Source organism: Desulfobulbus rhabdoformis (assembly GCF_016919065.1).
GTDB lineage: Bacteria > Desulfobacterota > Desulfobulbia > Desulfobulbales > Desulfobulbaceae > Desulfobulbus > Desulfobulbus rhabdoformis.
The window spans coordinates 1-23462 of sequence record NZ_JAFFQA010000045.1 but is presented as its reverse complement, the minus strand read 5'-3'; the positions used below and the strand labels follow the sequence as shown (position 1 = coordinate 23462).

15 protein-coding genes and 1 rRNA gene are annotated in these 23462 nt (G+C 51.3%); 11 read left to right on the top strand and 5 right to left on the bottom strand.

The window, feature by feature from the left end; genetic code table 11:
• Positions 1-34 precede the first annotated feature (34 nt).
• Both ispH and JWJ90_RS18505 read right to left on the bottom strand, forming a co-directional pair.
• Positions 35-961 carry a 4-hydroxy-3-methylbut-2-enyl diphosphate reductase gene (gene ispH / locus JWJ90_RS18510; RefSeq protein ID WP_205228703.1) on the bottom strand — a complete coding sequence of 309 codons (927 nt, stop codon included), beginning with the start codon at positions 959-961 and terminating at the stop codon, positions 35-37.
• A gap of 86 nt (positions 962-1047) precedes the next feature.
• A complete protein-coding gene (locus JWJ90_RS18505; RefSeq protein ID WP_205228702.1) occupies positions 1048-2340 on the bottom strand; it encodes an AAA family ATPase in 1293 nt (430 codons plus the stop codon).
• 897 nt (positions 2341-3237) lie between these two features.
• Between JWJ90_RS18505 and JWJ90_RS23310 the strand changes: the two genes are divergently transcribed.
• On the top strand, positions 3238-4017 hold the full coding sequence (locus JWJ90_RS23310) for a PEP-CTERM sorting domain-containing protein (RefSeq protein ID WP_240195033.1): 780 nt from the start codon (positions 3238-3240) through the stop codon (positions 4015-4017).
• A gap of 109 nt (positions 4018-4126) precedes the next feature.
• Positions 4127-4843 carry a leucyl/phenylalanyl-tRNA--protein transferase gene (gene aat / locus JWJ90_RS18495; RefSeq protein WP_205228721.1) on the top strand — a complete coding sequence of 239 codons (717 nt, stop codon included), beginning with the start codon at positions 4127-4129 and terminating at the stop codon, positions 4841-4843.
• A gap of 163 nt (positions 4844-5006) precedes the next feature.
• Here aat and JWJ90_RS18490 read toward each other — a convergent pair whose 3' ends face one another.
• Positions 5007-7112: a RelA/SpoT family protein gene (locus tag JWJ90_RS18490; RefSeq protein ID WP_205228701.1), complete on the bottom strand. Its 2106-nt coding sequence runs from the start codon at positions 7110-7112 to the stop codon at positions 5007-5009.
• A 284-nt stretch (positions 7113-7396) separates the two neighbouring features.
• Here JWJ90_RS18490 and rnr point away from each other — a divergent pair, with 284 nt between their 5' ends.
• The 3 genes from rnr (at position 7397) to JWJ90_RS18475 (ending at position 11228) form a co-directional block, all read left to right on the top strand.
• Positions 7397-9625, top strand: coding sequence for a ribonuclease R (gene rnr, locus JWJ90_RS18485; protein WP_205228700.1), 2229 nt, complete (start codon positions 7397-7399; stop codon positions 9623-9625).
• A gap of 307 nt (positions 9626-9932) precedes the next feature.
• Positions 9933-10436 (top strand): hypothetical protein, encoded by a 504-nt coding sequence (locus JWJ90_RS18480; RefSeq protein WP_205228699.1) that lies wholly within the window; start codon positions 9933-9935, stop codon positions 10434-10436.
• Between the two features lie 12 nt (positions 10437-10448).
• Positions 10449-11228 (top strand): RNA methyltransferase, encoded by a 780-nt coding sequence (locus tag JWJ90_RS18475; protein ID WP_205228698.1) that lies wholly within the window; start codon positions 10449-10451, stop codon positions 11226-11228.
• 106 nt (positions 11229-11334) lie between these two features.
• Here JWJ90_RS18475 and JWJ90_RS18470 read toward each other — a convergent pair whose 3' ends face one another.
• Together JWJ90_RS18470 and JWJ90_RS18465 are read right to left on the bottom strand one after the other, a co-directional pair.
• A complete protein-coding gene (locus JWJ90_RS18470) occupies positions 11335-11979 on the bottom strand; it encodes an endonuclease III domain-containing protein (RefSeq protein ID WP_205228697.1) in 645 nt (214 codons plus the stop codon).
• A gap of 92 nt (positions 11980-12071) precedes the next feature.
• A complete protein-coding gene (locus JWJ90_RS18465) occupies positions 12072-13160 on the bottom strand; it encodes a 6-phosphofructokinase (RefSeq protein ID WP_205228696.1) in 1089 nt (362 codons plus the stop codon).
• Between the two features lie 459 nt (positions 13161-13619).
• On the opposite strand from JWJ90_RS18465, the gene JWJ90_RS23640 reads away from it, so the two are divergent.
• From JWJ90_RS23640 to JWJ90_RS18430, 6 genes are all read left to right on the top strand, one after another.
• Positions 13620-13949, top strand: a complete 330-nt coding sequence (locus tag JWJ90_RS23640) for an IscA/HesB family protein (protein WP_275889140.1) — start codon at positions 13620-13622, stop codon at positions 13947-13949.
• A 247-nt stretch (positions 13950-14196) separates the two neighbouring features.
• Positions 14197-16788 carry an ATP-dependent chaperone ClpB gene (clpB, locus tag JWJ90_RS18450; protein WP_205228693.1) on the top strand — a complete coding sequence of 864 codons (2592 nt, stop codon included), beginning with the start codon at positions 14197-14199 and terminating at the stop codon, positions 16786-16788.
• Positions 16789-17315: 527 nt separating this feature from the next.
• A complete protein-coding gene (locus JWJ90_RS18445; protein WP_205228692.1) occupies positions 17316-19073 on the top strand; it encodes an autotransporter assembly complex protein TamA in 1758 nt (585 codons plus the stop codon).
• Entirely contained in the window at positions 19070-22552 is a 3483-nt protein-coding gene (locus JWJ90_RS18440) for a translocation/assembly module TamB domain-containing protein (protein WP_205228691.1), read from the top strand. Before JWJ90_RS18445 ends, JWJ90_RS18440 begins: the two co-directional genes overlap by 4 nt.
• 196 nt (positions 22553-22748) lie before the next feature.
• A complete protein-coding gene (locus JWJ90_RS18435; protein ID WP_205228690.1) occupies positions 22749-23042 on the top strand; it encodes a hypothetical protein in 294 nt (97 codons plus the stop codon).
• A gap of 347 nt (positions 23043-23389) precedes the next feature.
• A 16S ribosomal RNA gene (locus tag JWJ90_RS18430) occupies positions 23390-23462 on the top strand; the annotation flags it as partial.

Genomic DNA, 23462 nt, shown 5'->3' with positions numbered 1-23462 from the left:
CACCCAATTCTCAGTAAAGAGTATTCAAAAAAATTCAGGCTCCTTCTTCAAAATCGGGCACAAGAAAACTGATATGTTCCTCTTCGCCTTCCATCTCCTCTACGCTCACTGGCCCCTGCTCATTGAGCCACTCGATGACTCCAGTAACCAGATGTTCCGGAGCTGAAGCCCCCGCACTGATACCGACAGTATGCACACCTTGCAACCAGTCCGGGTTGATTTCACTGGCATCATCAATCAGATGAGCCGTAGTCTGCCGCAGCTCGGCCACCTCACGCAATCGGTTGGAGTTTGAACTGTTTTTTGAGCCCACGATTAAAATGAGATCCACCTGATCCGCCAATCTGCGCACAGCTTTCTGACGATTGGTGGTCGCGTAACAGATATCTGTGCGCTCAGGCTCGGAAATCAGGGGAAACTGCATGCGCAGAGCGTCAAGCATCTCTTCGGTATCATCAACACTGAGGGTGGTCTGGGTGACATAGCCAACCTTTTCCGGATCACGGACCTGAAGGCCCCCCACCTCAGCCGCCTTTGAGATCACCTGTACATTTCCCTCAACTTGACCACAGGTTCCCTCAACCTCAGGATGCCCCTTATGACCGATCACCAAGACATCGTAGCCCTGATTATACAGCCGAATCATGCGCCGATGCACCTTGGACACCAGGGGACAGGTGGCGTCAATAGTCCGCAGCCCCAAGTTCTCTGCCTGCCGGGCAACCGCCTTGGAAACGCCATGAGCACTGAAGATTGCTACGGCACCAGTTGGAATCTCCTCCAGCTCTTCAACGAAGATGGCTCCCCGATCACGGAGTTCCTCGAGCACGTGGGTGTTATGGACGATCTCATGGAGGACATAGACAGGAGGTGAAAAACGCTCCAATGCCTGATGAACAATGGAGATAGCGCGGTTGACTCCGGCACAGAAACCGCGGGGATTAGCAAGCAGAACTTTCATAAAGACCTCAAAAAGCATCGGATCAGGGCCATATGCTTCAGTTAAAATTTCGAAAAATGGGGAAAGAAGAAAACAGGAGCCATGAACTATTCCGTTTTGACTTTCTCGACGGCATCAGCGATTGCAAGTGGATAGGGTCCCTGCTGTTGCAGAAAAAGAGGCATGGTATTCCGTGCCTCACGTGCCGCATCAAGGGTATCATAGACGCCGTAGTAGACAAAAATGGAGGGCGGAGTCTCTTGATTACTCAACACATACACCAGGTCAAGCACCGGTGCGTAGTCATCGGATGCCAGGGTGCTGGCCAGACTATACTCGGCTGACGATGAGGAAAGCATCATCAGTTGAATGGTATACTTCTCCTGCAGCTCTCCGCTCAACCATCGAGCACTGGCTGCTGTTCGATCTTGCAAAAGCGCTTTCCCTTTTTCAATATTGGAGTGCCTGGGAGGAGTGGCTGGGGTGTCAGTGGCTCCGACTTGGGGCTCTAAAACACTGCTGGCTGTCATAGTTTCTGGTGGTGTTACTGGGGCATCCTGTGTGCGCAAAAACATGCTCCCCAGTACCAATGCAAAAACAACAAAGGCGATGAAACCGCCTCCCAGGAGAGGGGAGGAACGAAAAAGAGCGGCGGTCCGAGCGCAGCGATTGGGGGGGAGAGGCGAGGTTTCTGTTGTTTCGGGATCAACCTGATCAAGGAGAACCATAAACGATTTCTCCGCACAAACATTCTGCAGCACTTCCTCAGCCAGAATGTTAATCAGGCGCAGATTGCCCTGGCCAGATTTAAAAATCTTGGTTACCACCCTGTCCGTAAAGACTTCGGCGTAATCCGCTCGGGACATGCCTGCCTCGCTTGCGCAAAAACGCAGGTACTGCCGGGTCTCACTCTCGGTCAATGGTTCCAGCGTATAGTTTTCTGCAAAAACTGGCTCTTCACCCTGGTCTGCCAATTGCTCCAAAGTTGTATCCAATCCCTGGCGACCAGAGAGAACCAGGCTCACCCCTGCATTTCCTCCCCCTTCTTTTACAAAGTCTACAAGAGCTGAGACTACCTCGGCAGAGAGTTGCTCTACTGCATCCATCAGCAAAACAACGCGTTTTTCCTGTTGACGAAGCTTATTGACGCTGTCTCGAATCGCAGCAACAGCCTCCTCCGTACGTGGGGAGTTTTCCAGAGAAACACCAAGTGAGGTGCAAATATGATGGAGCAAGGCCGCAAAGGAACCGGCTGATGGATCCAGCAAAATAACCTGCTGAGATGCCGGTAAGCGGTGGACCAGCATGCAGAGAAGCTGCGATTTGCCCGAACCTTCCGGCCCCACCAGCTTCAGCAGCGATTTACCAGCCAAAATGTCGACCACTAGAGACTGATACACCTGCCATGTCCGGGATTCCGTAAAAAAAATATCTGGATTATTGGATTTCGGAAATGGCTCATGAGTTAAAGCATAGTGTTCAATATACATGGGGCTCTTCGCTTTTGCGTCTTATGGCATTTAGGCGTACCAATCAACAGGCCAACAGGATCAAAAATTTTATTTACACTGTAAATCTACATACAAAGGACAATGCCCGAAAATAGAGGGCAAGTCAATTGGAAGGAGTTGACACTCTCAATTTCAAAGAACTCATCATTAGTACAAACCAATGCCGGACACAATGGCTGGACACTTTGTATCCCATATTCAACTACATCTAACACTCAGAACCGGAAGAATGCGATTCCGAGCAGGAGAAAATCATAATCGAGGGGATCAACGGAAAAAAAGGGCAGCAGGACGCTTGCTGAAGAGATTCTCCGTGTTAAGCAGGTGCATGATATTGATGAGAGTGAGAATACAAGAGAATCCCATGAACCTGTCTCCAATTCGAGACAGATAGTTTTTTAATAATCTTTATAAGTACCTGCGTGATTGACACAATCAACCACTTTGTGGTTTTCCATCAACCGTTTTCAAGTAATTCGTAAAGAAAGCTTTAGCCTCTTTCCTCCCTCATTATTCCTTTAAGCAGAAGCTCCTCGGACAAAATTTCCACGGCAAGTGACCGCAAGACTTTAGCAATTCCGGATTCCCGAATAAAACATTCCACTTTTCCGAGCCAAACCCGTTGAATTGAAACGCACCTATAGATCCAGAAGGAAGAGCACCTTACGAACAACATAAATTTTCACATTAATTACAGTCAAATACCACTAAAAAAAAGGCCCTAAAAAACAAAACGGCCCAGCTTTTGCTTTCATTCTACATCATTTAATAAAACGAGGGACCGAGATGAAAAAAAATCACTTATTTTTAGCAGCTATATTTGTTTTTACAAGCACAGGACCAGCTTTTGCCGATATTGCGCCTGTGTTCTCCTCGCCTAGTAATAATTACCAAGACATTACTGTTCAGCCTAGCGACCACTCTGAAGATTGGGTTGGCACATATGGTTATGTCGATCCAGGATATGGTGGGCAGGCTTTTGATGCAGAGTATTTTTTCTACAAAACAGTGGGGGATACGCTTTATCTCGGGTTACAGAGCGGTTTTAATTTGTTAAATGGGAGGCAGTATTACAATGGTAGCTGGTACTTTGCTGGCGATTTATTCCTCTCGTTTGATGGGAGCGCAACCAGTTACGAATATGCTATTGATATCGGTAACTCTAAGTGGAGAGACGATGGTTTATACGATGGCGGTGAAAAATTGGTAGAAATTTCTCGAACAACCCCCGTGACAAGCTTTGGGAACACTACACCTTATAAGGCTGAGGGAGAGACTCTTTCAGGCGGGTTAATCGGGACGACTGAACCATATAGTACCTCAAACATTGAGTCCTACTACGCAATATTCCAATTAGACCTTTCCGTAATCTTAGGCAGCGATTGGCAAGCCACAGGGTTCACATTGGATACCTTATGGACCATGTCTTGTGGTAACGACATTATAAACGGTCATATTGCGATTGATCCAGCTTCAGACCCCGTTCCCGAACCAGCAACCATGCTGCTTTTCGGTACCGGCCTTGCCGGACTGGCTGGCATGGCCCGTCGCCGCAAGAACATGTAACCACAGAACACGACATTCAATGCAAAAAGGCAAGCCTTCGGGCTTGCCTTTTTTCGTTTTAGCTGTAGGATTTCGAGGATTATTTCCCTTCAACTCGAACACAACCATCATGCCTGTTTTCCGCCTCTCCGAAGCCTTCCTTTTTCCCTCGCCAGAATTTGCCGAAGATGACGGCCTGCTTGCCGTGGGGGGAGACTTAAGCCCGGAACGGCTGATCATGGCCTACAGCATGGGCATCTTTCCCTGGTACTCCGAGGGGGATCCGATTCTCTGGTGGTCGCCTGCCCCAAGGCTGGTTCTTTTCCCCGGTGAATTCCACCTCTCCAAACGGTTACAAAGAACTCTGCGAGCGGGAGCCTTTACCGTTACGGCCGATACCGCCTTTGCCGAGGTTGTTGCAGGCTGCGCCACTGCTTCGGGGCGTGAAAAAAATGGTACCTGGATTACAGCCGAGATGCAGGATGCCTATCTGGAACTTCATCGATACGGATTCGCCCATTCGATTGAATGCTGGCAGGAGGGAAAACTCGTGGGAGGGCTCTATGGGGTCTGCCTGGATCGCATGTTCTTTGGCGAGTCCATGTTTACCCGAGTAAGCAATGCATCCAAGGTGGCACTCGCCCATCTGATTCAGCTAGCCCGCCACAAAGAAATTGGCCTGATCGACTGCCAGATGACCACGGCCCACCTGCTCCGCTTTGGTGCCCGCGAACTCTCGCGCGAGGCCTTCCAGGAACAACTCGAACTGCACATCGATGACTGCTTGCCCCAAAAAAAATGGTGTTTACCCGGAAGACCAACAGAAGATCCAGGCAAACACCATTAAGGAAAGAAAGCAATGGAAAGAGGCTGCCGGCACTACAAGCACCACAGTCATAAAGAAACCGCCACAGGAGTAATCCAAGCCCCCTTCCCCTCTTATCCTAACCACCACAAAGTAGGTGTCAAGATTTAAAACGCATCAGGGAAGACACCCCGGATTCAACTTTTCAATGTTCAAGCTCAAAATCATACAGCAATCCTGATCGCTCGAAATGGCGATCAACTTTTTTTAAACCATACAAATTGGCCACCTGGAAATGCACCTCCCAGTCACCGACTGCCGATGCGCCTTTCCCCAGATAGACAATATCTGTCACCTTCATCTCCTCAGGAGCAACAGAGAGCATCATCAATAGCCTGTTGCGCGTGGCCTGCATCACGATAATCCGTTGCGTCTTCTCTATACGCGTGCCTTTGAGCTTCCACCGCACTTCCACTGCGTCTTCCCGCTGAAATTTGACTTTTTGCAATTGGCTGCAGTCCTTGCGGTGGAGCGAAAGACCACGTTCACTCAAAAGTCCAATGACCCCCTTATCCAGAGGGCCGGGTTTACAACAGGCTGAAGACTTAAGGACCACCGGGTCAAGAGTTACCAAATCCACCCGGTTAAAAACGCCGGTGGGCTGAAACAGGGTTGGGCGCCCCACATAAAGGCCGTTACGAATTTCATAGATCAATTCCCGTAAACGCACCCGCCCCTCACCTACCTGGAGATAGAGTTCATCCAAAGAATCTATTCCAAAGTAGGTCATGATATCGACCATCTCCTCCTTTTCCAGCACCTCAAACGGCACCCCGTACCTACGTAACTCCTGGGAAAGCACGGAAGCACCAATCTGGCGAGAGACCGCCTCCCGTCGCTTGCGAAAAGCCTTGGACAGCTCGGAGCGCGCCTTGGGTGTTTGACAGAGCATCTGCAATGCAGGATCAAAGTTCACCTCGTCCTTCTGCCGCAGAACTTTGATCACGCTGCCATCGCGCAGTTGTTGATCGGGCTTGACCTTTTGCTTGCCGATCATCCCGCCGATACAGGTATGGCCAATGGCTGTGTGTACCCGAAAGGCAAAGTCCAGCAGGATCGAGTTCACCGGCAGGCAGATCAGATCCCCCTGGGGTGTGTAGGTGTAAATTTCCTTGCGGCCACTGGCAGCGATCATGTCTCGGTAGGAAACGGAATCATCGCTGCCGAGAATATCGAACATCTCCTGAATTTCACGAAAGTAGCGATTATTAATGCGGGTGTCGCTGGTCCATTCGCGAATCATGCCCCGCTGGGCACGGCGGGCCATATCTTTGGTTCTGATTTTAAAGAGGTATTTGCGGCCATCGATATTAGGCCGGGCATGCAGCCCCTGGTAGCCGGAGGGTTTGGGGCTGGCGATGAAATCACGAATGGTGCGGGGAATGGGAGGATAAATTCGATTGAGCACCCCGAGGGCCTGGTAACACTCACTCCGGGTGTCCATAAGGATGAGCATTTCCTGAGGGCTTTCAATCTCTTTGATAAGAATATGGTTGCGCACATCATAGTAGCCCCAGAGGCCTTTGGTTCGCAAGGTGACCGTTCCCTTAAGCCCCTCTTCCTCTATGGCCTTCTGGACATTATCAACAATGGCCAGCACGGTAGGATCGTTGCGCAGACTGTTGATGTGCATCTGCAAGCGACTCCCCTGCCGCGGAAACTTATAGGCCAGGGCCAGATTATAGAGCTCGCGTTTAATGGCAAAAAGCCCCAGTATTGTGGCCAGGGGCGCATAAATATCAAGCGTCTCATCGGCAATTTTTTGTCGCTTGCGCTTGGGCATGCTGGCAAGGGTACGCAGATTATGCAGACGATCAGCCAACTTAACGATCATAACTTCAAGCTTGGCTGCGGCCCCACTGAAAATTTTGCGGTGCACCAATTTTTTAAAGGTTTGCCGATCACCGGAGTAATGGGTTACCTTGGTACATCCCTCGACAATGGCCTCAACCGTCGGACCAAACTGTTCGCGGATAACCTCATCGGTGATCTCTTCAACATCCTCAACCGTATCGTGCAGGAGTGCAGATGCCAAAATCTCGGGGTTACGCAAATCCAGTTCTTCCGCCAGAATACGAGCCACCGAACAGGGATGCATAATGTATGGATCACCCGAACGGCGCCACTGGTCTCCGTGGGCGTCAACAGCAAAATCCAGAGCCTTCCAGAACACCTGTGATTCCGGTCCGTCGCCGATAAAATCAAGCATGACCCGGCGGTACGCCTCTAGATCAAAAGTAGTGTAATGCATCCTCTTTCCAGCCTGCCTTGGCTTTTACTTTTTAAAAAAACGAAATCGAGTACAATAAAAGTTTCCGCCCCAAAAACCAAACTGTACCTTAACAGAGACACCCCCGTGGACAAAGCAAATAGTGTCGCTCTTAAAAAAAGCTTCGCGCATTTCACTCTCTATTTTCGAACAATCAAGCACGCATACACAAAGCAATGCATTGCCCCAGCCTGACTCAGAAAAAACTTTACCTGATTGGCGCAATGGACTGAACTCCAGAAGTTAACCTAAGCAAGGATTAAAAGATGGCTGGAAAATTTCATCGCAAAAAAAAGACAGTTGCAGCCTCACGAAAAAAACGCAAACGCAGCACCCCACGGTCAAAGCCCTCCGGGTCATTGCAAACTTCAGTTCTCGGTTTGCTTGGTGAACGGCAACAGGCATTGGGACTGCAGGAAATAGCCAGGGAGCTCTTTATTTCCCGTGGTCAACTCTCTGCCTTGCACAAGGCTCTGACCTCACTTCTGGAAAGTGGAAAAATAGAGAAGCAGGGGAAAAAATATTCCTCCGGTGCCGCCCCCCAATCCTTGCGGGCCACGGTCGAATTGACCAGTAAAGGATATGGTTTTGCCGTTTTAGAGGGAGAACAGGCACAAAAGGGCAAGGATGTGTTCATTGCCCCTCATAATCTTGGCAGTGCCAGCCATGGAGATACGGTGCAATTGGTGCTGATACCTTCCAGTCGCGGACGACGGGAAGGGAGGGTGCTTGCTGTCGAGGAACGCGCAGTGACAAGCGTCTGCGGTATATATAACGGCAGCACCTTTGGTGACTTTGTCACACCGGATGACGATCGCTTACCCTATACAGTGACCATCGCTCCCAAAGACAGCGCCAATGCCCAGGACGGTGTGATTGTGGTGGCTGAAATAACCGATTACGGAGTAGAGCGTCAGGGCCCAAGTGGCCGTATTACTGAAATCCTGGGTGATGCGCGCAGTGCCCGAGTGCAGATCCGCATGGCCATTACCCAGTTTTCCCTGCGCGATCATTTTTCCGCTGCAGTCATAGCAGAGGCAGCTGCACTTACCCCGGTTGTAGAATGTGAAGAGGGGCGAAAAGACCTGCGTCATCTGGATCATGTCACCATTGACGGAGAAACTGCTCGGGATTTTGACGATGCCATCTGCGTTGAAATCACGAATGAGGGCTACACCCTCTATGTCTCCATTGCCGATGTCAGCCATTATGTGCGCCCCAACTCTGCCATTGATCAGGAGGCCTACCTGCGCGGTACCAGCGTCTATCTGCCCGACCGCGTTTTACCCATGCTCCCCGAGCGCCTGTCAAACGATCTCTGCAGCCTGGTTCCTCATCAGCCACGACCGGCATTTACAGCCATTCTCCGCTACGACCACACAGGAAAAAGGCTTGGTGAGCACTACTGCAAATCCTTAATTCAAAGTAAACAGCGTTTTACCTACACAATCATCAATGAGTTGCTGTACCTGAAAACCCCTCAGGTGCGCGAGGAATTTCAAGCCCTGCTCCCCATGCTTGAGCGGGCGGACCAACTGACTGTGCTCCTGAAAAAAAGACGCCTTGAACGGGGTAGTCTTGAGTTTAATATCCCCGAACCGGTGGTCAGCCTGCAGGATGATCAGGTCAGCTCAATAAAACTGGCCGAGCGTAACCGGGCTCACCTGCTGATTGAAGACTGTATGCTGGCCGCCAACGAAGCGGTGGCCGAGTCGCTTGCCAAGGCACAAAAACCGGTTTTATACCGAATTCACGAGCGTCCCGATCCGGGCAAACTCGAAACATTCACCGATGCGGCCAAAGCCCTGGGGATAACCCTGCCCCGCTCTGAGGTGAATCCGGCCTGGTTCAGTGAGGTGATTAGCCAGGTGGCAGACACCCAATCCGACTATATAGTCAACAACCTGCTGCTTCGCACCATGCAACAGGCCCGATACGCACCGGAAAATGTTGGCCACTTTGGACTTGCCGCCCCGTACTACCTGCATTTCACCTCGCCGATCCGCCGTTACCCCGACCTGGTCGCCCACCGGGTCCTGCAAGCCTGGCTGTTGAAGGAAGAGGCTCGGCCAACACCGCAGAGGGGGCAAGACCTGGCAGAGGCGGGTATTCACCTCTCTCAATGTGAACGCAAGGCCATTGAGGTCGAGCGTAATGTCCATGCACGTTGTTCCGCCCTTTTCCTCATGGACCGTGTTGGTGAAATTTTCCCGGCAATCATCTCTGGCGTAAGCTCTTTTGGCCTTTTCCTGACCTTGGATGAAACCTTTATTAGTGGTATGATTCCCGTAGCGACCATGACAGATGACTACTACCTGCATGATAGCCGTCGCTATCGCCTGATCGCCCAGTCCACCAATCGAATGTATCAGCTGGGCGACCGTATTGAGGCACGCCTTGATCATGTTGACCTGGCAACGAAACGAATCAGCTTTTCCCTGGCCTCCATCCCACCTGCCGGGGAGCAAAAAAACAACGAATCAACAATGGCCTGAAGGGAAAACGCTCTCCGTGGTTTTGCTTGACGAACAGGGGCAATTCAAATAAAAAAGGGGCCCCTAGAGAGGACCTATGTAACCGATCGGGGGGGGGGAAGCTTCGAAAGCCCCCGTATCTTCGATACCTGTAAGCGATCGCAGGGTGCCGGAGATGCTAGGCATCGGCCTGTGCCGCGTACACCTACCTATACGTAAACAGGGCGATAACACCGCAGATTCGGTGCCCCGTGATCGCTTACGGACCAATTCGTTCATGCGGCCCCATTTTCTCCCCGGTCGCATCACTTTTTATCGAGGTACAAACATGCTAGATACACTCTGGATCTCCGACATTATTGCCAATCCATTCCTGCGCGGACTGTGCATCGGTCTGGCCATAGCGCTTTTCTTCCTGATGCGCGGCTGGCTCAAATCGCGGGAACTGCGGAGCACGGTAAAAAAATTGCGGGAGCATCTCCATACAAAGCTGGAAATCGACGCTGCTGAAAACGAGCGACGCAAGGAAGAGCTGGATAAAGTCAAACAGGAGCGCGATAACCTGCGCAACATGGTGCAGGTCCTCAACCAGAAGCCTGGTCGTCAGGAGCTGCGCCAGGTGCAGGTCTACCAGAAAGCGCTTGAAATTATGTTTGAGAAATCACCCGGTTTTGCTCCCGCCTGGCAGATCACCATGAAAGAAGCCGAAGATGAGATGAAACGCGCTGAGCGTGGCATCATCCCCTTCTTCAAACGTATGACGAACAGCTCTCCAGGGGCGGATAAAACCAGTAAAAAAGCTTTGGAGTATGATCAATCCTCCGGGGAATGATTACAAATAGACATGATTGAACGACAAAAACCGACCTCCCCTCTGGGGCAGGTCGGTATTATTTTGGTTGGGCCGAAGTTTCCGGAAAATATCGGGGCTTCGGCCCGTGTTGCCTCAAACTTTGGCATCTCGGAGCTGGCTGTAGTGAGCAGCGAAGACTACGATCAGGAGCGCATGTTGAGAATGGCCACCCATAAGGCAGCCCACCTTATTCACGGTATGCGTGTCTGTAAGACAACAGCGGAGGCTGCTGCCCCCTATCACTGCATCGTCGGCACGACTGCGCGTCAGGGACGGCGTCGCCTGGAAGATCAGACCCCGCGTGAGGTTATGGCCCAGGTGGCCCCCATGCTTGAGGGTAATAATATTGGAATCATGTTCGGCCCGGAGGACGCGGGCCTGACCAATGAAGATTTGGATTATTGCCAGTTCGCCTCCACCATTCCCACAGCAGGTTTTTCTTCACTGAACCTGGCGCAGGCGGTGGCCATTCATTGCTACGAACTCTACACCACGCTGCACACCCATCCCTATGCGGGGGTCCCCCAGTCTGATCTGGCCAACTCCTTTGAACTGGAAGGCATGTATGAGCATATCGAGGAGGCTCTGGGCGAAATCACCTTTCTCCACGACACCAACCGTGTCTACTGGATGCGCAACATTCGCCAATTTTTAGGCAGAGTGAAACTCAAGAAAAAAGAATCCAGCTTGATCCGCGGCGTTTGCCGCAAATTTCTCTGGCACAGCCGTCATCACGACCAGGCCATGCCGGAAAAGGAGCAGGAGGCTTGAGGGAATCGTGAAGAGCTTGATGCCGGAACTCGAGTTCGAACAGTGGGGGCAACCAGATCAATAGACCGCCCCGGATATCGCGGGCATGGCCCGCGATTGTAATCCCCTAAATCCCCTGCAAAGGGCAAGCACCACAATCTGGATTTTTCTTCTTACAGTACAGATTCCCCACCCGTACCAGAAGCGCATGGTACTCGTTATACAAGGCCGTCTCGCAGGCCAGGTTGTCCATAAACAGTTCCTGTACACAGGCATAATCGCACTCTTCTTCAATGAGCCCATGACGTAGGAGAATGCGGTGGGTATAGGTGTCGACCACAAAGATCGGCAGTTTGGCTGCGTAGAGCAGAATAGAATCTGCTGTCTCGGGGCCAACGCCCTTAACAGAAAGGAGCTGCTGGCGGAGACGATCCAGTGGCTGATCAAGAAAAATTTCTACGTCATCGCCCTGCTGCTCCTGAATAAAGAACAGCAGGTTCTGCAAACGGCCCGCCTTGATATTGTAGTAGCCTGCAGGGCGAATATACTCGGCAAGAAGGGCCGTGGGCAGCGCAGCAAGGGCAGAAAATGAAAAAACGCCTGCCCTTTTGAGATTGTCGATCGCACGCTCGACATTCTTCCAGTTGGTGTTCTGAGTGAGGATAGCCCCCACCATTACCTCGAAAGGACTCTCCCCAGGCCACCAGTGCTGGGGGCCAAGCTGCGCCAGCATCCGCTGATAGATCAGCTCTAAGGTTTCAGCTGTGGACATGAGACCATTTGGAAGAACATCTGTATTTGTTTGCCTCAGATGTCAGCATAGCGACTCAATCCTCTAAACCTCTGTCCCTGGAAAAACCACTCTCAATCCCCCAGACAAATCCCGATATCCCGGGCCGTTTGCACTTTATCGCTGCCCAGATCAATTTTTTTACGATTGCGAATAGCCTCGGCAATGGGGACAGCAGTCATATTGGGCGGCACCCAGGCGACCATATGGTCAAAAATTCCCTGCTCGGCCAAACGAACCGCGGCAGCACCAAATCGAAGGGCCAGAAGGCGATCAAAGGTTGTGGGCGAACCGCCTCGCTGCAAATGCCCGAGCACTAAAGAGCGGGTATCTTTTCCCAGCCGATCACGAATCTGGTTGGCTACCCATTCCCCAATTCCCCCAAGTACCATCTCAGAGCGCCCCAACTCCCCCTTGCCTTTATTGATGACCTCACCATCTTCGGATCGGGCCCCTTCGGCGACAACCACTATCGAGTAATGCTTGTCATGCAATTCATTATCCGAGATTTTGGCGCAGACCGCATCCATCTGAAAGGGAATCTCGGGAATAAGGATGGCATCGGCCCCGCCTGAGATACCTGAATAAAGTGCGATCCAACCGGAATCCCGCCCCATCACCTCCACCACCATGACCCGATCGTGAGATTTGGCCGTGGAGTGGAGCTTGTCAATGGCATCTGTGGCTGTGGAGACAGCCGTATCAAAGCCAAAGGTTCGGTCTGTTGCCTCAAGATCGTTATCAATGGTTTTAGGCACCCCGATAACCGGCATCCCCTTCTGGGCAAATCGATGGGCTATCTCCAAACTGCCGTCACCGCCCACGGCAATGTGGCAAAAAAAGCCGTTGCGCTGAAAATTGGTGAGAATTTTATCGGAGATATCGACAATCTGAATCTCACCTGCCAAATTTTCCACCGGCTTAGCAAAGGGATTTCCTTTGTTGGTAGAGCCTAAAATCGTTCCCCCCTGGGAAAGAATACCTTCCACTCCTTCCGGCGTGAGTCGCACCAGATCATCCCGATCGAGCAATCCACCGTAGCCAGCCCGACTGCCATAGACCTCCCACCCCTTTCGGGCTGCCGAATTCACCACCGCAAAGATAACGGCATTTAACCCCGGAGCATCACCGCCACCGGTGGAAATAAGTAGTTTTTCTCGCATCTTGGGCTCCCTGCATCTGAATGCTCACGGATTCAGGCAATATGTTTTGGGTTGCTTGAAGAAGACGCTTTAAGCGTCGTCGCATACTTATACAACAATTCGATGCTTTCAGCGTTGTTCCCTTTTACCCTGTCATCAAGATTCCTCTTAATTGTAGAAACCCCCTGAACCTTTGACAATAGATTTCAGCCAATAATCTGATTTTATATCCTTTTTGCTCGCCATAGGGCTCAGCAAAAATAACCTCTCCCCACTGTCTTTGGACGAAGTTACGCCTCCCACCTCTTGATCCGATAGGGCAACGAAGATTGAAAATCAACACCACCAAGTGGCTCTTTATTCCCCTTAGAACCGTTCTATGGTTGACGAGTTCAAGAATGCGCTTTACCTTGGACACATAACCCAAATGACTTCTTCCCCCTCAAGGGAAGGAGGTTTTATTACTTTTGAGGAGGCAGAATGTTTGAAGTAACAGAGGTTGCTGTGAACAACCTGAAAGCCTACCTGGAGCAGAACAAAATTGATTCTGCTATTCGCATCGCACTGATGCAGGGTGGCTGAAGTGGCCCAAGCCTAGGTTTGGCTCTGGATGAGCCAAAAGACACAGATAAGGTTTTTGAGGAAGGCGGTCTGAAATTCTTGGTTGATAACGATCTCCAGGATAAATGCGGTGCCGTCAAAGTTGACTTCATCGAGGCCGGATACCGTTCCGGGTTTTCAATCACTTCCGCCAACCCGCTCAGCAGCGGTGGCAGCAGTTGTGGTTCCTGTAGCGGCTCTTGCGGTTGATCATGCATAGATCATCCGGCCCCCAGCCCTCTTGTCAGTTCTGACAAGGGGGTTTTTTTATCCGTGATGAAGGATGTTCGCTGAATGCGCACGGATTCAAGGAATATTCCCTTTTTCTTGCATACAAAGAGCATCTTTCCGCAGTGCCAATTTCTTGACACCCACCATTTGACCCTTATTTTCTCCTTCGAATAAAAGAATATATCGCCTGTCACAACCAACTCAACAGGCAAGGAGAGAAGAGAATATGCAACTGGACAAATTCACCCTCAAATCACAGGAAGCCATTCAGGCTGCCCAGCAGTTGGCGCAGTCTGCCGGCAACCAGGAGTTGCAGCCGGAGCACCTGCTCAAAGCCATCCTGGAGCAGCCCGAAGGGGTTGTCGTGCCGGTCTTACAGAAAATGGGCGTTACGCCAAGCGTGGTCTTGAACGAGACCAACCAGCTGATTAATGGACTCCCCAAGGTCAGCGGAGCTGGAGCAAATCAAACCTACGCCTCGCAAAAATTTCGAGCGCTCTTGGACCAGTCCTTCAAGACTGCCTCCAACATGCAGGATGAGTATGTCAGCCAGGAGCATTTATTCTTGACCATGCTCGCTGACAGTTCGCTAAAAGTAACAGCCATGCTGACCAGGCAGGGAGTTACCAGCGACTCCTTTTTGAAGGCGCTGATGAGCGTGCGTGGGAACCAGCGGGTTACCGACCCCTACCCGGAGGATAAGTACCAGGCCCTGGAGAAATATGCTCGCAACCTGACTGATGTGGCGCGCAAGGGCAAGCTGGACCCGGTCATAGGCCGCGACGAGGAGATTCGCCGCATTATCCAGGTCCTCTCACGGCGGACGAAAAACAATCCTGTGCTCATTGGTGAGCCGGGTGTAGGAAAAACAGCGATCGTTGAGGGACTTGCCCTGCGTATCGTCAACGGAGATGTCCCCTCCACCCTGGAAAACAAGCAGGTCGTTTCTTTGGACCTGGGCTCGCTGGTTGCGGGTGCCAAGTACCGGGGCGAATTTGAAGACCGCCTCAAAGCAGTGCTTAAAGAGGTGGAAAAACGAGCCGGTGAGATCATCCTCTTTATCGATGAGATTCACACATTGGTGGGGGCCGGTGCCGCTGAAGGTTCCATGGACGCCTCCAATATGCTCAAACCGGCCCTGGCCCGCGGTGAACTTCACTGCGTAGGAGCCACCACCTTAGATGAATACCGCAAATATATAGAGAAGGATGCAGCCCTGGAACGCCGCTTCCAACCGGTGCTCGTCCAGGAGCCAAGCGAGGAGGACACCATCGCCATCCTCCGTGGTATCAAGGAAAAATATGAAGTCCATCATGGTGTGCGTATTCAAGACGCCGCCACCGTGGCCGCAGTGACGCTCTCTAACCGCTACATTACCGACCGATTTCTGCCGGATAAGGCCATCGATCTGATCGATGAGGCGGCATCGCGCTTGCGCATTGAAATCGATTCCATGCCCACGGAAATCGACCAGTTGGAGCGTAAAAAAATCAAACTGGAAATCGAGCAGGAGGCCCTGAAAAAAGAGACCGACCCAGCCTCCAAAGAGCGGCTTGAAAAGGTGCGGATGGACCTGGCAAACCTGGACGACTCGCTGAAAGCCATGAAAGGCCAATGGACTCTGGAGAAAGATATCATTCAATCCATTCGAGATATCAAATCCAGGATTGACCAGGCCCATGTGGAAGAACAGCAGGCCGAACGCCGCGGTGAACTGAGCAAGGTGGCAGAGATTCGTTACGGTCAGATCGTCCAGCTGGAAAAAGACCTGGAAACTGCCAAAGCACGTCTCAGTGAAATTCAGGAGCAACAGCAAATGCTCAACGAGGAGGTTTCCGCAGAAGATGTGGCTGCGGTGGTTGCAAAATGGACAGGCATCCCGGTGGATAAACTCCTGGAAGGGGAAAAAGAAAAACTGGTCCATGCGGAAGATCAGTTGGCCGACCGGGTCATTGGACAACGCGAGGCCATTGTCGCGGTCTCCAATGCGGTCAGGCGTGCCCGGGCAGGCCTGCAAGATCCGGATCGACCTCTGGGAAGCTTCATCTTCCTGGGCCCCACGGGTGTGGGCAAAACCGAGCTGGCCCGCAGTCTGGCCGAGTTTCTTTTTGACTCCGAGCAGGCCATGATTCGCATTGATATGTCGGAATACATGGAGAAGCACTCGGTGGCCCGTCTTATCGGAGCGCCCCCCGGCTACGTCGGTTATGACGAAGGCGGCATGCTCACCGAGGCGGTTCGAAGGCGACCATATTCGGTCATCTTGCTTGATGAGATCGAAAAAGCCCATCCAGATGTGTTTAATGTCCTCCTGCAGGTCCTGGATGATGGCCGTATGACCGATGGCAAGGGAAGGACCGTGGATTTTAAAAACACAATCATGATCATGACCTCGAATCTCGGCAGCCATATCATCATGGAGTTGGCCCAGACCGATCCGGAAACCATGCGTCGCCAGGTGGATGAACTCCTGCATCGCCAGTTCAAGCCGGAGTTTCTCAACCGTGTCGACGAGATCATCACCTTCCACGGGCTGCGACGGCAAGATCTACTCCAGATTGTCGACATTCAGATCAAACGTATGAGCAAACGGCTGGCCGAACGCAAGTACAAGGTAACCCTGACCAAAGAAGCCAAGCAATACCTGGTGGATGCGGGCTATGATCCGACTTTTGGCGCCCGCCCCCTGAAACGGGCTATCCAGCGCCATATTGAAGACCCGCTGGCCCTGGAAATTCTTGAAGGAAATTTTGTTGAGGGTGATCACATCCTCATTGATAAAGCCCCGAACGGGCACCTCAGCTTCTCACGTCAGTAAGCTCTTGCCCCCCATGGTGATTCCATGGGGGGCATTTTTTTACCCCGAATCAGTGAGCATCCACCGGTGTCTCATGAAAAGAGATACCTTGTTCAGTGATCACCCGCCGTCACGGATACAAGGTTTAATTCTCTGGAGCGAAAAACGCGCAGCGCCTATCGCTCAATCAAATCTTTAGGGAATTTTGAATAATTGCTTTTTCTGCCAATCCCGGCGTCATGCTTAAAATTTTATCCTCGGAATATCACACATATGCCTGCGGTAAAATTTTGCGCAATCCTTGGCCTTGATTGAAAAATCTAATTATTCAAGACACCCTTTAAAAACCCACCCAAGCAGGGTACAGTGTCAGTTTAACCTTTGCACAAACAGCAAGGTATGTATTTCTCGTGTTTATCCACTACAGCTGAACTGGACCAACCAAGACCATGCCATCCCCGTACCGCTGGCTTCTTTTTGTAGCCAACCAAACAGTGTCTTCTCCTGGAGGCCATCGATCGTATCCTGCCCGCACAACCAGACACCGCATGCACTACTGGCACACCTTTTTTGTCTGCCAACTTCATTTTTTCCTGCTCCTGTCATCTGCTTATGCCCACCCCAACCTCGAGTTGAATATCAACGGTGAACTGACCGACGCGGAACGCCAAAACATCAGTTCCTATCTTTCGCTCAATCGCATTGAAGACAATGAGCAGCTCTCTGCAAATGTCTTCAAACGGCTGTATAGCAAGGCACAGGTGGAAGCGGCTAAGGCCCTGGAACCCTTCGGCTACTACACCCCCGAAATCAGCATCAGCAAAAAAGAGCTGGAAGCGGGTAAGTGGCTGGTTGATCTTGCAGTGCAACCGGGTAAACCCGTTCTTGTTCAAAGCGTTGCAATAACCTACGAAGGACCTGGAGCAAAGGATGAAAAACTTTTGGAGGCGAGTTCTCAATTCCCCCTACAGCGGGGAGATGCGCTCAACCATCCCTTGTATGCGCAAGGCAAGCAAAAGTTGATCAGCAAGGCCTTGGAAAATGGATATCCAAAGGCCAGTTTTCGCACCAGTCAAGTTACAGTTCATAAAAAGGACCTGAGCGCTGCCATTGTAATCAACATCGACACCGGCCCCCTGTACCTGATTGGCGAGCTCCAATTTCAGGCCGATTTTATCAATCACAAACTCCTGAAAAAAATCACCCCCATCCAAGAAGGCGCTCCTTTTTCTCCCAAAGCGCTGACCCGTATGCGCCAGTCGCTCTATAATGCGGGGTATTTCAGCAAGGTGGATATCAGCTACGACCTTGACCAGGCCGAACCAACAACCAACAAGGTCCCAATCACCATTGCCCTCACCCAAAACCTTGCCCACAAGTACGGAATTGGCTTGGGCTACGGTACAGATACGGGCCCTCGCGGTACGCTGGAGTATACAAACCGCTACCTCAACAGCTACGGACATCAACTCGATCTGCAATTTCAGCCTTCCCAACGAAAAACCAATTTGGGGGGCACCTATTCCATCCCTATTGGTGATCCTAAAAAAGACAAATTCAGCCTCTCTGGTCTTTATGAAACAGAGACCTATGAAAACACGGAAACGGAAACTATCAACGCCACCATAAGTCGCGACTATTACCGAGGCTGGGGCGAGCTTTCCTATTCACTGCAGTATCTCCATGAAAATTATGATACGGGCTCTGCCATTGACAGTGACCGCTCCAGCTTTTTCATCCCTGGTGTAAAAACCACCTTGTTCTGGGCAGAGGATCGCATTTCCACGGATCAGGGGATTCGAATTTCAGCGGAAATAATCGGCAGCGAAAAGGGAATGCTTGGAGATGCGGATTTTCTCCAAGGCACGCTCAGCGCCAAAGGCATCTATCGCTTTTTGGAGGATTGGCGTGTTATTGGCCGTGCGGAAATTGGAACTACGCTCGTTGATGATATTTATTCCATCCCACCCAGCCTCCGCTTTTATACCGGTGGCGACCAAAGTGTACGAGGGTATGCATATAAAGAGATCTCACCAACAGATACAGAAGGCAACCTGGTGGGAGGCAAAGACATGCTCACCTACAGTATTGAATTGGAACGCAAACTTTACAAGGCCTGGAGCGGAGCAGCTTTTTATGATAGCGGAACAACGATGAACAGTTTTTCGGATTTTACCATGCATTCCGGGGCAGGCGTTGGGCTCAGATGGAGTGGTATTTTTGGGCAGGTCAGGCTTGACCTGGCCAAGGCCCTGGATGAAAGTGGCTCTTGGAGGATTCACTTTACTCTGGGGGCGGATCTATGAGAATACTCAAACGACTTCTTCTGGCGACCGTCGCCGTGTTTTGTTGCCTGATCGGGTTTCTGGCATTTTTGGTCAGTTCAGAAACAGGACTCCACACGCTCCTTAAACTCACTCAACCATTCACCGCCACCATGGTTTCCATTGGCAGCGCTTCCGGGAGTCTGCTTGGACCGCTTACACTCAACAAGGTTCAATACAACGATGGGATCAACACTGTTACGGTTGACAGATTTCGGCTGGACTGGCAGCCAGGAAAGCTGTTCAAAAAACAACTCATCTTGACATCCCTTGCAGCGGATGCAATCGATATGCGTACGGGAAAAACAGAAAATGAAAAGCCTGAGCCACAAAGTGTTACAGCGACACTTCCCGCCTTTTCCTTGCCCATTGATATTCAGCTCAAGCAGCTGGATATCAACGATCTCAGCCTGCATCTTAACGGAGCAGCTCCTCAACATATCGATCATGTAGGACTTCGTCAGCTCAGCGCCCGGGGAGATCAGTTTCGTCTGGCCGCCCTCAATGTCAAGGCCCAGGAGAACATCCTCAAACTCAAAGCCGCCCTGCGCACAAATACTACCTACCCGATTGAGGCTGCCCTGACAGCCCACCTTGTGCTGCCGGAATTTGCCCCCATCGATACAAAACTCGAGCTCACCGGCCCGCTTAATAATCTCAAGCTTCGTGCTGACCTGCTCCAACCAGCAATGATTGAGCTGGATGGCAGCCTCAACGATCTGCTCAGTGCCCCTCGCTGGACGGCAGCTCTTCACAGTGAACGCATCGCGCTTGCTGCAATAAACAAAACCTGGCCCCAAGAGGAAATCAAAGATCTGCATTTCCAGGGCAAAGGAACCTTTACCACCTACGAGGGAACTCTCCAGGCCAAGACAACGGTGCCAGGCGCCCCTGCCCTGCTGCAGTTCGACACTGCACTTGCAGGAAATACTGAAGGTGTACAGATAACCCGTATGAAGGCAGTCCAGGACAAGGCCCAGCTTGCTCTACAGGGTGAGCTCAAATGGAGCCCCGCGCTCTCCTGGAAGGCAGAGCTGCAAGGACAGAAAATCGATCCGTCCGCCTTTCTTGCCGAATGGCCCGGAAACTTTTCCACCAACCTTTCTACTCAAGGCACACTGGACAGGGAACTCCAGATGCAGCTGCAGCTCCACGCCCTTAACGGCACCCTGCGTGGCTATCCCCTGCAGGGAAAAGGAAGCATGCGACTTCAGGGAGACCAACTTGAACTCCCGAACCTGAGCTTGAAAAGTGGCACCTCCCGGCTCCATATCCAGGGGACATCTTCACCAAAGCTTGACCTGAACCTTGATATCGACTCCCCAAACCTGGCCGAACTCCTTCCCCAAGCCTCGGGCACACTTAAGGCCAAGGCGCAGTTGACCGGCTCCCTGAAAAAACCCAACCTCGATCTGCGCCTAAACGGACAGGATATTGAATATCAAGATATGCTTATCGGCCATGTGGAAGCAACGGCAAACGGCCTGATCACCCAGGAAGGCGCACTCAAAGCAAAAGTAACGCTTGCGCAGGCTGATCTTGCGGGAACAGAGCTTGACTCAAGCGTGCTTTCGCTCAACGGAACCCTGAAAAAACACCAACTCCATTTTGAAGCTCAAAATAGCGACCTCCAAACCGGCCTGGAACTCGTTGGCGGCTATCGCCAGGGGACCTGGCAGGGAAATTTGCAAAATGCCTATGTGAACAACGAACGATGGGACCAGTGGCAACAAAAAACCCCAAGCAGCCTTTTGGCCTCATCCCAAGAAGCCAAATTAACCCAAACCTGTTTAGCCACCTCCAGCGAAAGTTCCATCTGTCTCCAGGGAGAATGGAGGGGCAGCAATCAACACTGGAAGGTTACCTCAACGGTAACCACCCTTCCCCTTCCAGCTCTTGCGGGGACGCTGAATGCTCCATGGCCGGTAGAGGGGAGCCTGAACACCTTTCTAGAGGCTCAAGGCAACGCCGCCCAAATTCGCCAGGCAACGCTTCGGGCCGACACAGATGGCCTTGTCGTCACCGCTCCCCTTCCCGACGGGACTGAGCAGGAACTTGCCTGGACCACGAATACGTTCAAGGCAAGTTATGCAGACAATCTCCTCAGCGGCACTCTGCTCAGCCGCATCAACAAGGAAAACGGTGTGCAGCTCAACCTGCGCCAGAAAACAGCGAATCCCGTTGCCGATCTGATGACCCAACCGCTTCAGGCGACACTTGATATAGATCTTCAAGATCTGCAACTCCTGACAGCTCTGACCCAGCAGGCGGTCATCCCCGAAGGGGCACTGCAGGGTAGATGGACGATGCAAGGACTTATCAAGGAGCCAAACTTTTCCGGTCAAATCGTCCTCAAAGAGGGAAAGGCGGAAATACCTCCTTTAGGTATCACCCTTTCGCCTCTTGAGTTGACCTTAAAAGGCAAGGGGCAAAAGATACAGCTCCAGGCACTGGCCCATTCCGGAACAGGAGAGCTCCAGGCAGACACCACTGTCGACCTGCTTCAGACGGGATCCCAGACAATCAATGTTCTTTTAGAAGGCGAGAATTTTCATGCGGCCAGCCTTCCGGGGATGGACCTGACAGTCTCCCCAGATCTACAGGTTCATGTCAGTGATCAGGAGATAAAGGTTCAGGGGGGAGTCGACATTCCCCAAGCAAAACTGAGTTCCATTGATTTTGACCAGGCAACCGCACCATCGAGTGACGTCGTCATTGTTGATGAAGGGCCTTTGGCGCCTGCAGCGCCCCAGCCTCTTTACCTGGACCTGGCAATATCCATCGGCAAGGAGGTCAAAATTGATGCCTTTGGCCTTCGCGCCAATATTGAAGGTAATCTCCATATAGATGGGCAACCGGGGCGTCCCATGATCGGGACAGGCACCCTTGCGGTCAACGACGGTACCTTCACCCTCTATGGCAAGCGACTTAATATTGATGTTGGCCGGGTACTCTATACGGCAAGCCCGTTGGATAATCCCGGTATTGAACTACGCAGTGAACGCAAAACAGAGAAGGCAACCACCGGCCTAACGGTCGAGGGCTTTCTGCAACACCCTGAAATATCCTTTTACTCGACCCCTGCCATGCAGCAGGCTGCAATCATTCAGACCATGCTCCAGGATACGGCAATTGGGGGAGAAACAAGGGATGATATAGGTTCCGTGGGCACTGTAGCCGAAAAAATAGGAATGGGAGGCCTTGTGCCCTACCTCAGAAGCCTGAAAAAATTCTCCATGATCGATGAAATTAAAATAGAAGATGGGGACGACGATGAGGACCAATCTCTTGTTTTAGGAAGCTGGCTTACCCCGGATTTGTATGTCAGCTATGGCAAGAGCCTGGGAGAGGATGCAAGTTCCTTCAACACCAAACTCAACCTTGGTCATGGCTTCTCCCTGTTGACCGAGACCGGTGCAGAATCCAGCGGCAGCGACATCAAATTCGAATTTGAGCATTAACTCGTGTCTGTCCAGAGATGAAATTTTTGTCCCAGTTCAGGTAAGCCCCGACTCCGAAAAGACCGCTTCAGCATGGGCACGAACTCCTGAATATTTTGGGCCAGGCAAGAAAATGCACTGGTTGTTTGCCTTTTTCCATCCAGCGCGGTAGGTTGAGCCGCTATAATTTTCACACACCCTTTAACCCAGGAAGAACATGGCAGAAAACGTAGAAGATTTAAGCGTCAACTATGAAGAAGATGGGGTTCAGGTCGTTAAAGAACTCGACAAAGCGATTCTCTCCAAGGGAAGCTGGACCACCATTTTGTATCGCTATCAGGACCTCGATCGAACAAAAGGCGAGTTTGGCCAGGAAAAGTTTACCATCCGCCGGTATCAGAAAAGAAACGGGCAGTACTTAGCCAAATCAAAATTTAATATATCCTCGGTCGCCCAGGCGAAAAAGATCGTAGAGACACTCTCTGGCTGGATCGCAGAGAACGAAAAATAATTCACCATCTCATTGACCTTTGGTCTCAATTCTCATACCATTAAAAAGTCCCTCTTTCGCAGACGGGCAAAAAACGACATAGAGTAAAAGAAAGAGATTGACGAGCGGGATCAAGGCCTGTATATTGGCGCCTCGTCGCTCGGGGGCTAACGCCGAATACGACGGAAGCGCTTGCAACCAAACAAAAAAATGGTTGACAGCGTTTCGAAAACATGATAGACTGATTGACGCAGCTTGCGGAACGCAAGCGCTTTTGATCTTTGAAAACTGAACAGTAAGAGCGGGCCAAGTAGTTTTTTTGGTTTTTGATTGATTAGCACCAATCATTTGTGATTGGTCAGGATATTAAACTGGAGAGTTTGATCCTGGCTCAGAACGAACGCTGGCGGCGTGCTTAACACATGCAAGTCGAACGCGAAA

Bases quoted from the DNA above. Each gene is read 5' to 3' on its own strand.
- aat (WP_205228721.1), top strand. From the start codon at position 4,127: ATGCCTGTTTTCCGCCTCTCCGAAGCCTTCCTTTTTCCCTCGCCAGAA.
- clpB (WP_205228693.1), top strand. From the start codon at position 14,197: ATGCAACTGGACAAATTCACCCTCAAATCACAGGAAGCCATTCAGGCT.
- JWJ90_RS18480 (WP_205228699.1), top strand. From the start codon at position 9,933: ATGCTAGATACACTCTGGATCTCCGACATTATTGCCAATCCATTCCTG.
- JWJ90_RS23310 (WP_240195033.1), top strand. From the start codon at position 3,238: ATGAAAAAAAATCACTTATTTTTAGCAGCTATATTTGTTTTTACAAGC.
- ispH (WP_205228703.1), bottom strand. From the start codon at position 961: ATGAAAGTTCTGCTTGCTAATCCCCGCGGTTTCTGTGCCGGAGTCAAC.
- JWJ90_RS18440 (WP_205228691.1), top strand. From the start codon at position 19,070: ATGAGAATACTCAAACGACTTCTTCTGGCGACCGTCGCCGTGTTTTGT.
- rnr (WP_205228700.1), top strand. From the start codon at position 7,397: ATGGCTGGAAAATTTCATCGCAAAAAAAAGACAGTTGCAGCCTCACGA.
- JWJ90_RS18475 (WP_205228698.1), top strand. From the start codon at position 10,449: ATGATTGAACGACAAAAACCGACCTCCCCTCTGGGGCAGGTCGGTATT.
- JWJ90_RS18445 (WP_205228692.1), top strand. From the start codon at position 17,316: ATGCACTACTGGCACACCTTTTTTGTCTGCCAACTTCATTTTTTCCTG.
- JWJ90_RS18490 (WP_205228701.1), bottom strand. From the start codon at position 7,112: ATGCATTACACTACTTTTGATCTAGAGGCGTACCGCCGGGTCATGCTT.
- JWJ90_RS18470 (WP_205228697.1), bottom strand. From the start codon at position 11,979: ATGTCCACAGCTGAAACCTTAGAGCTGATCTATCAGCGGATGCTGGCG.
- JWJ90_RS18465 (WP_205228696.1), bottom strand. From the start codon at position 13,160: ATGCGAGAAAAACTACTTATTTCCACCGGTGGCGGTGATGCTCCGGGG.
- JWJ90_RS18435 (WP_205228690.1), top strand. From the start codon at position 22,749: ATGGCAGAAAACGTAGAAGATTTAAGCGTCAACTATGAAGAAGATGGG.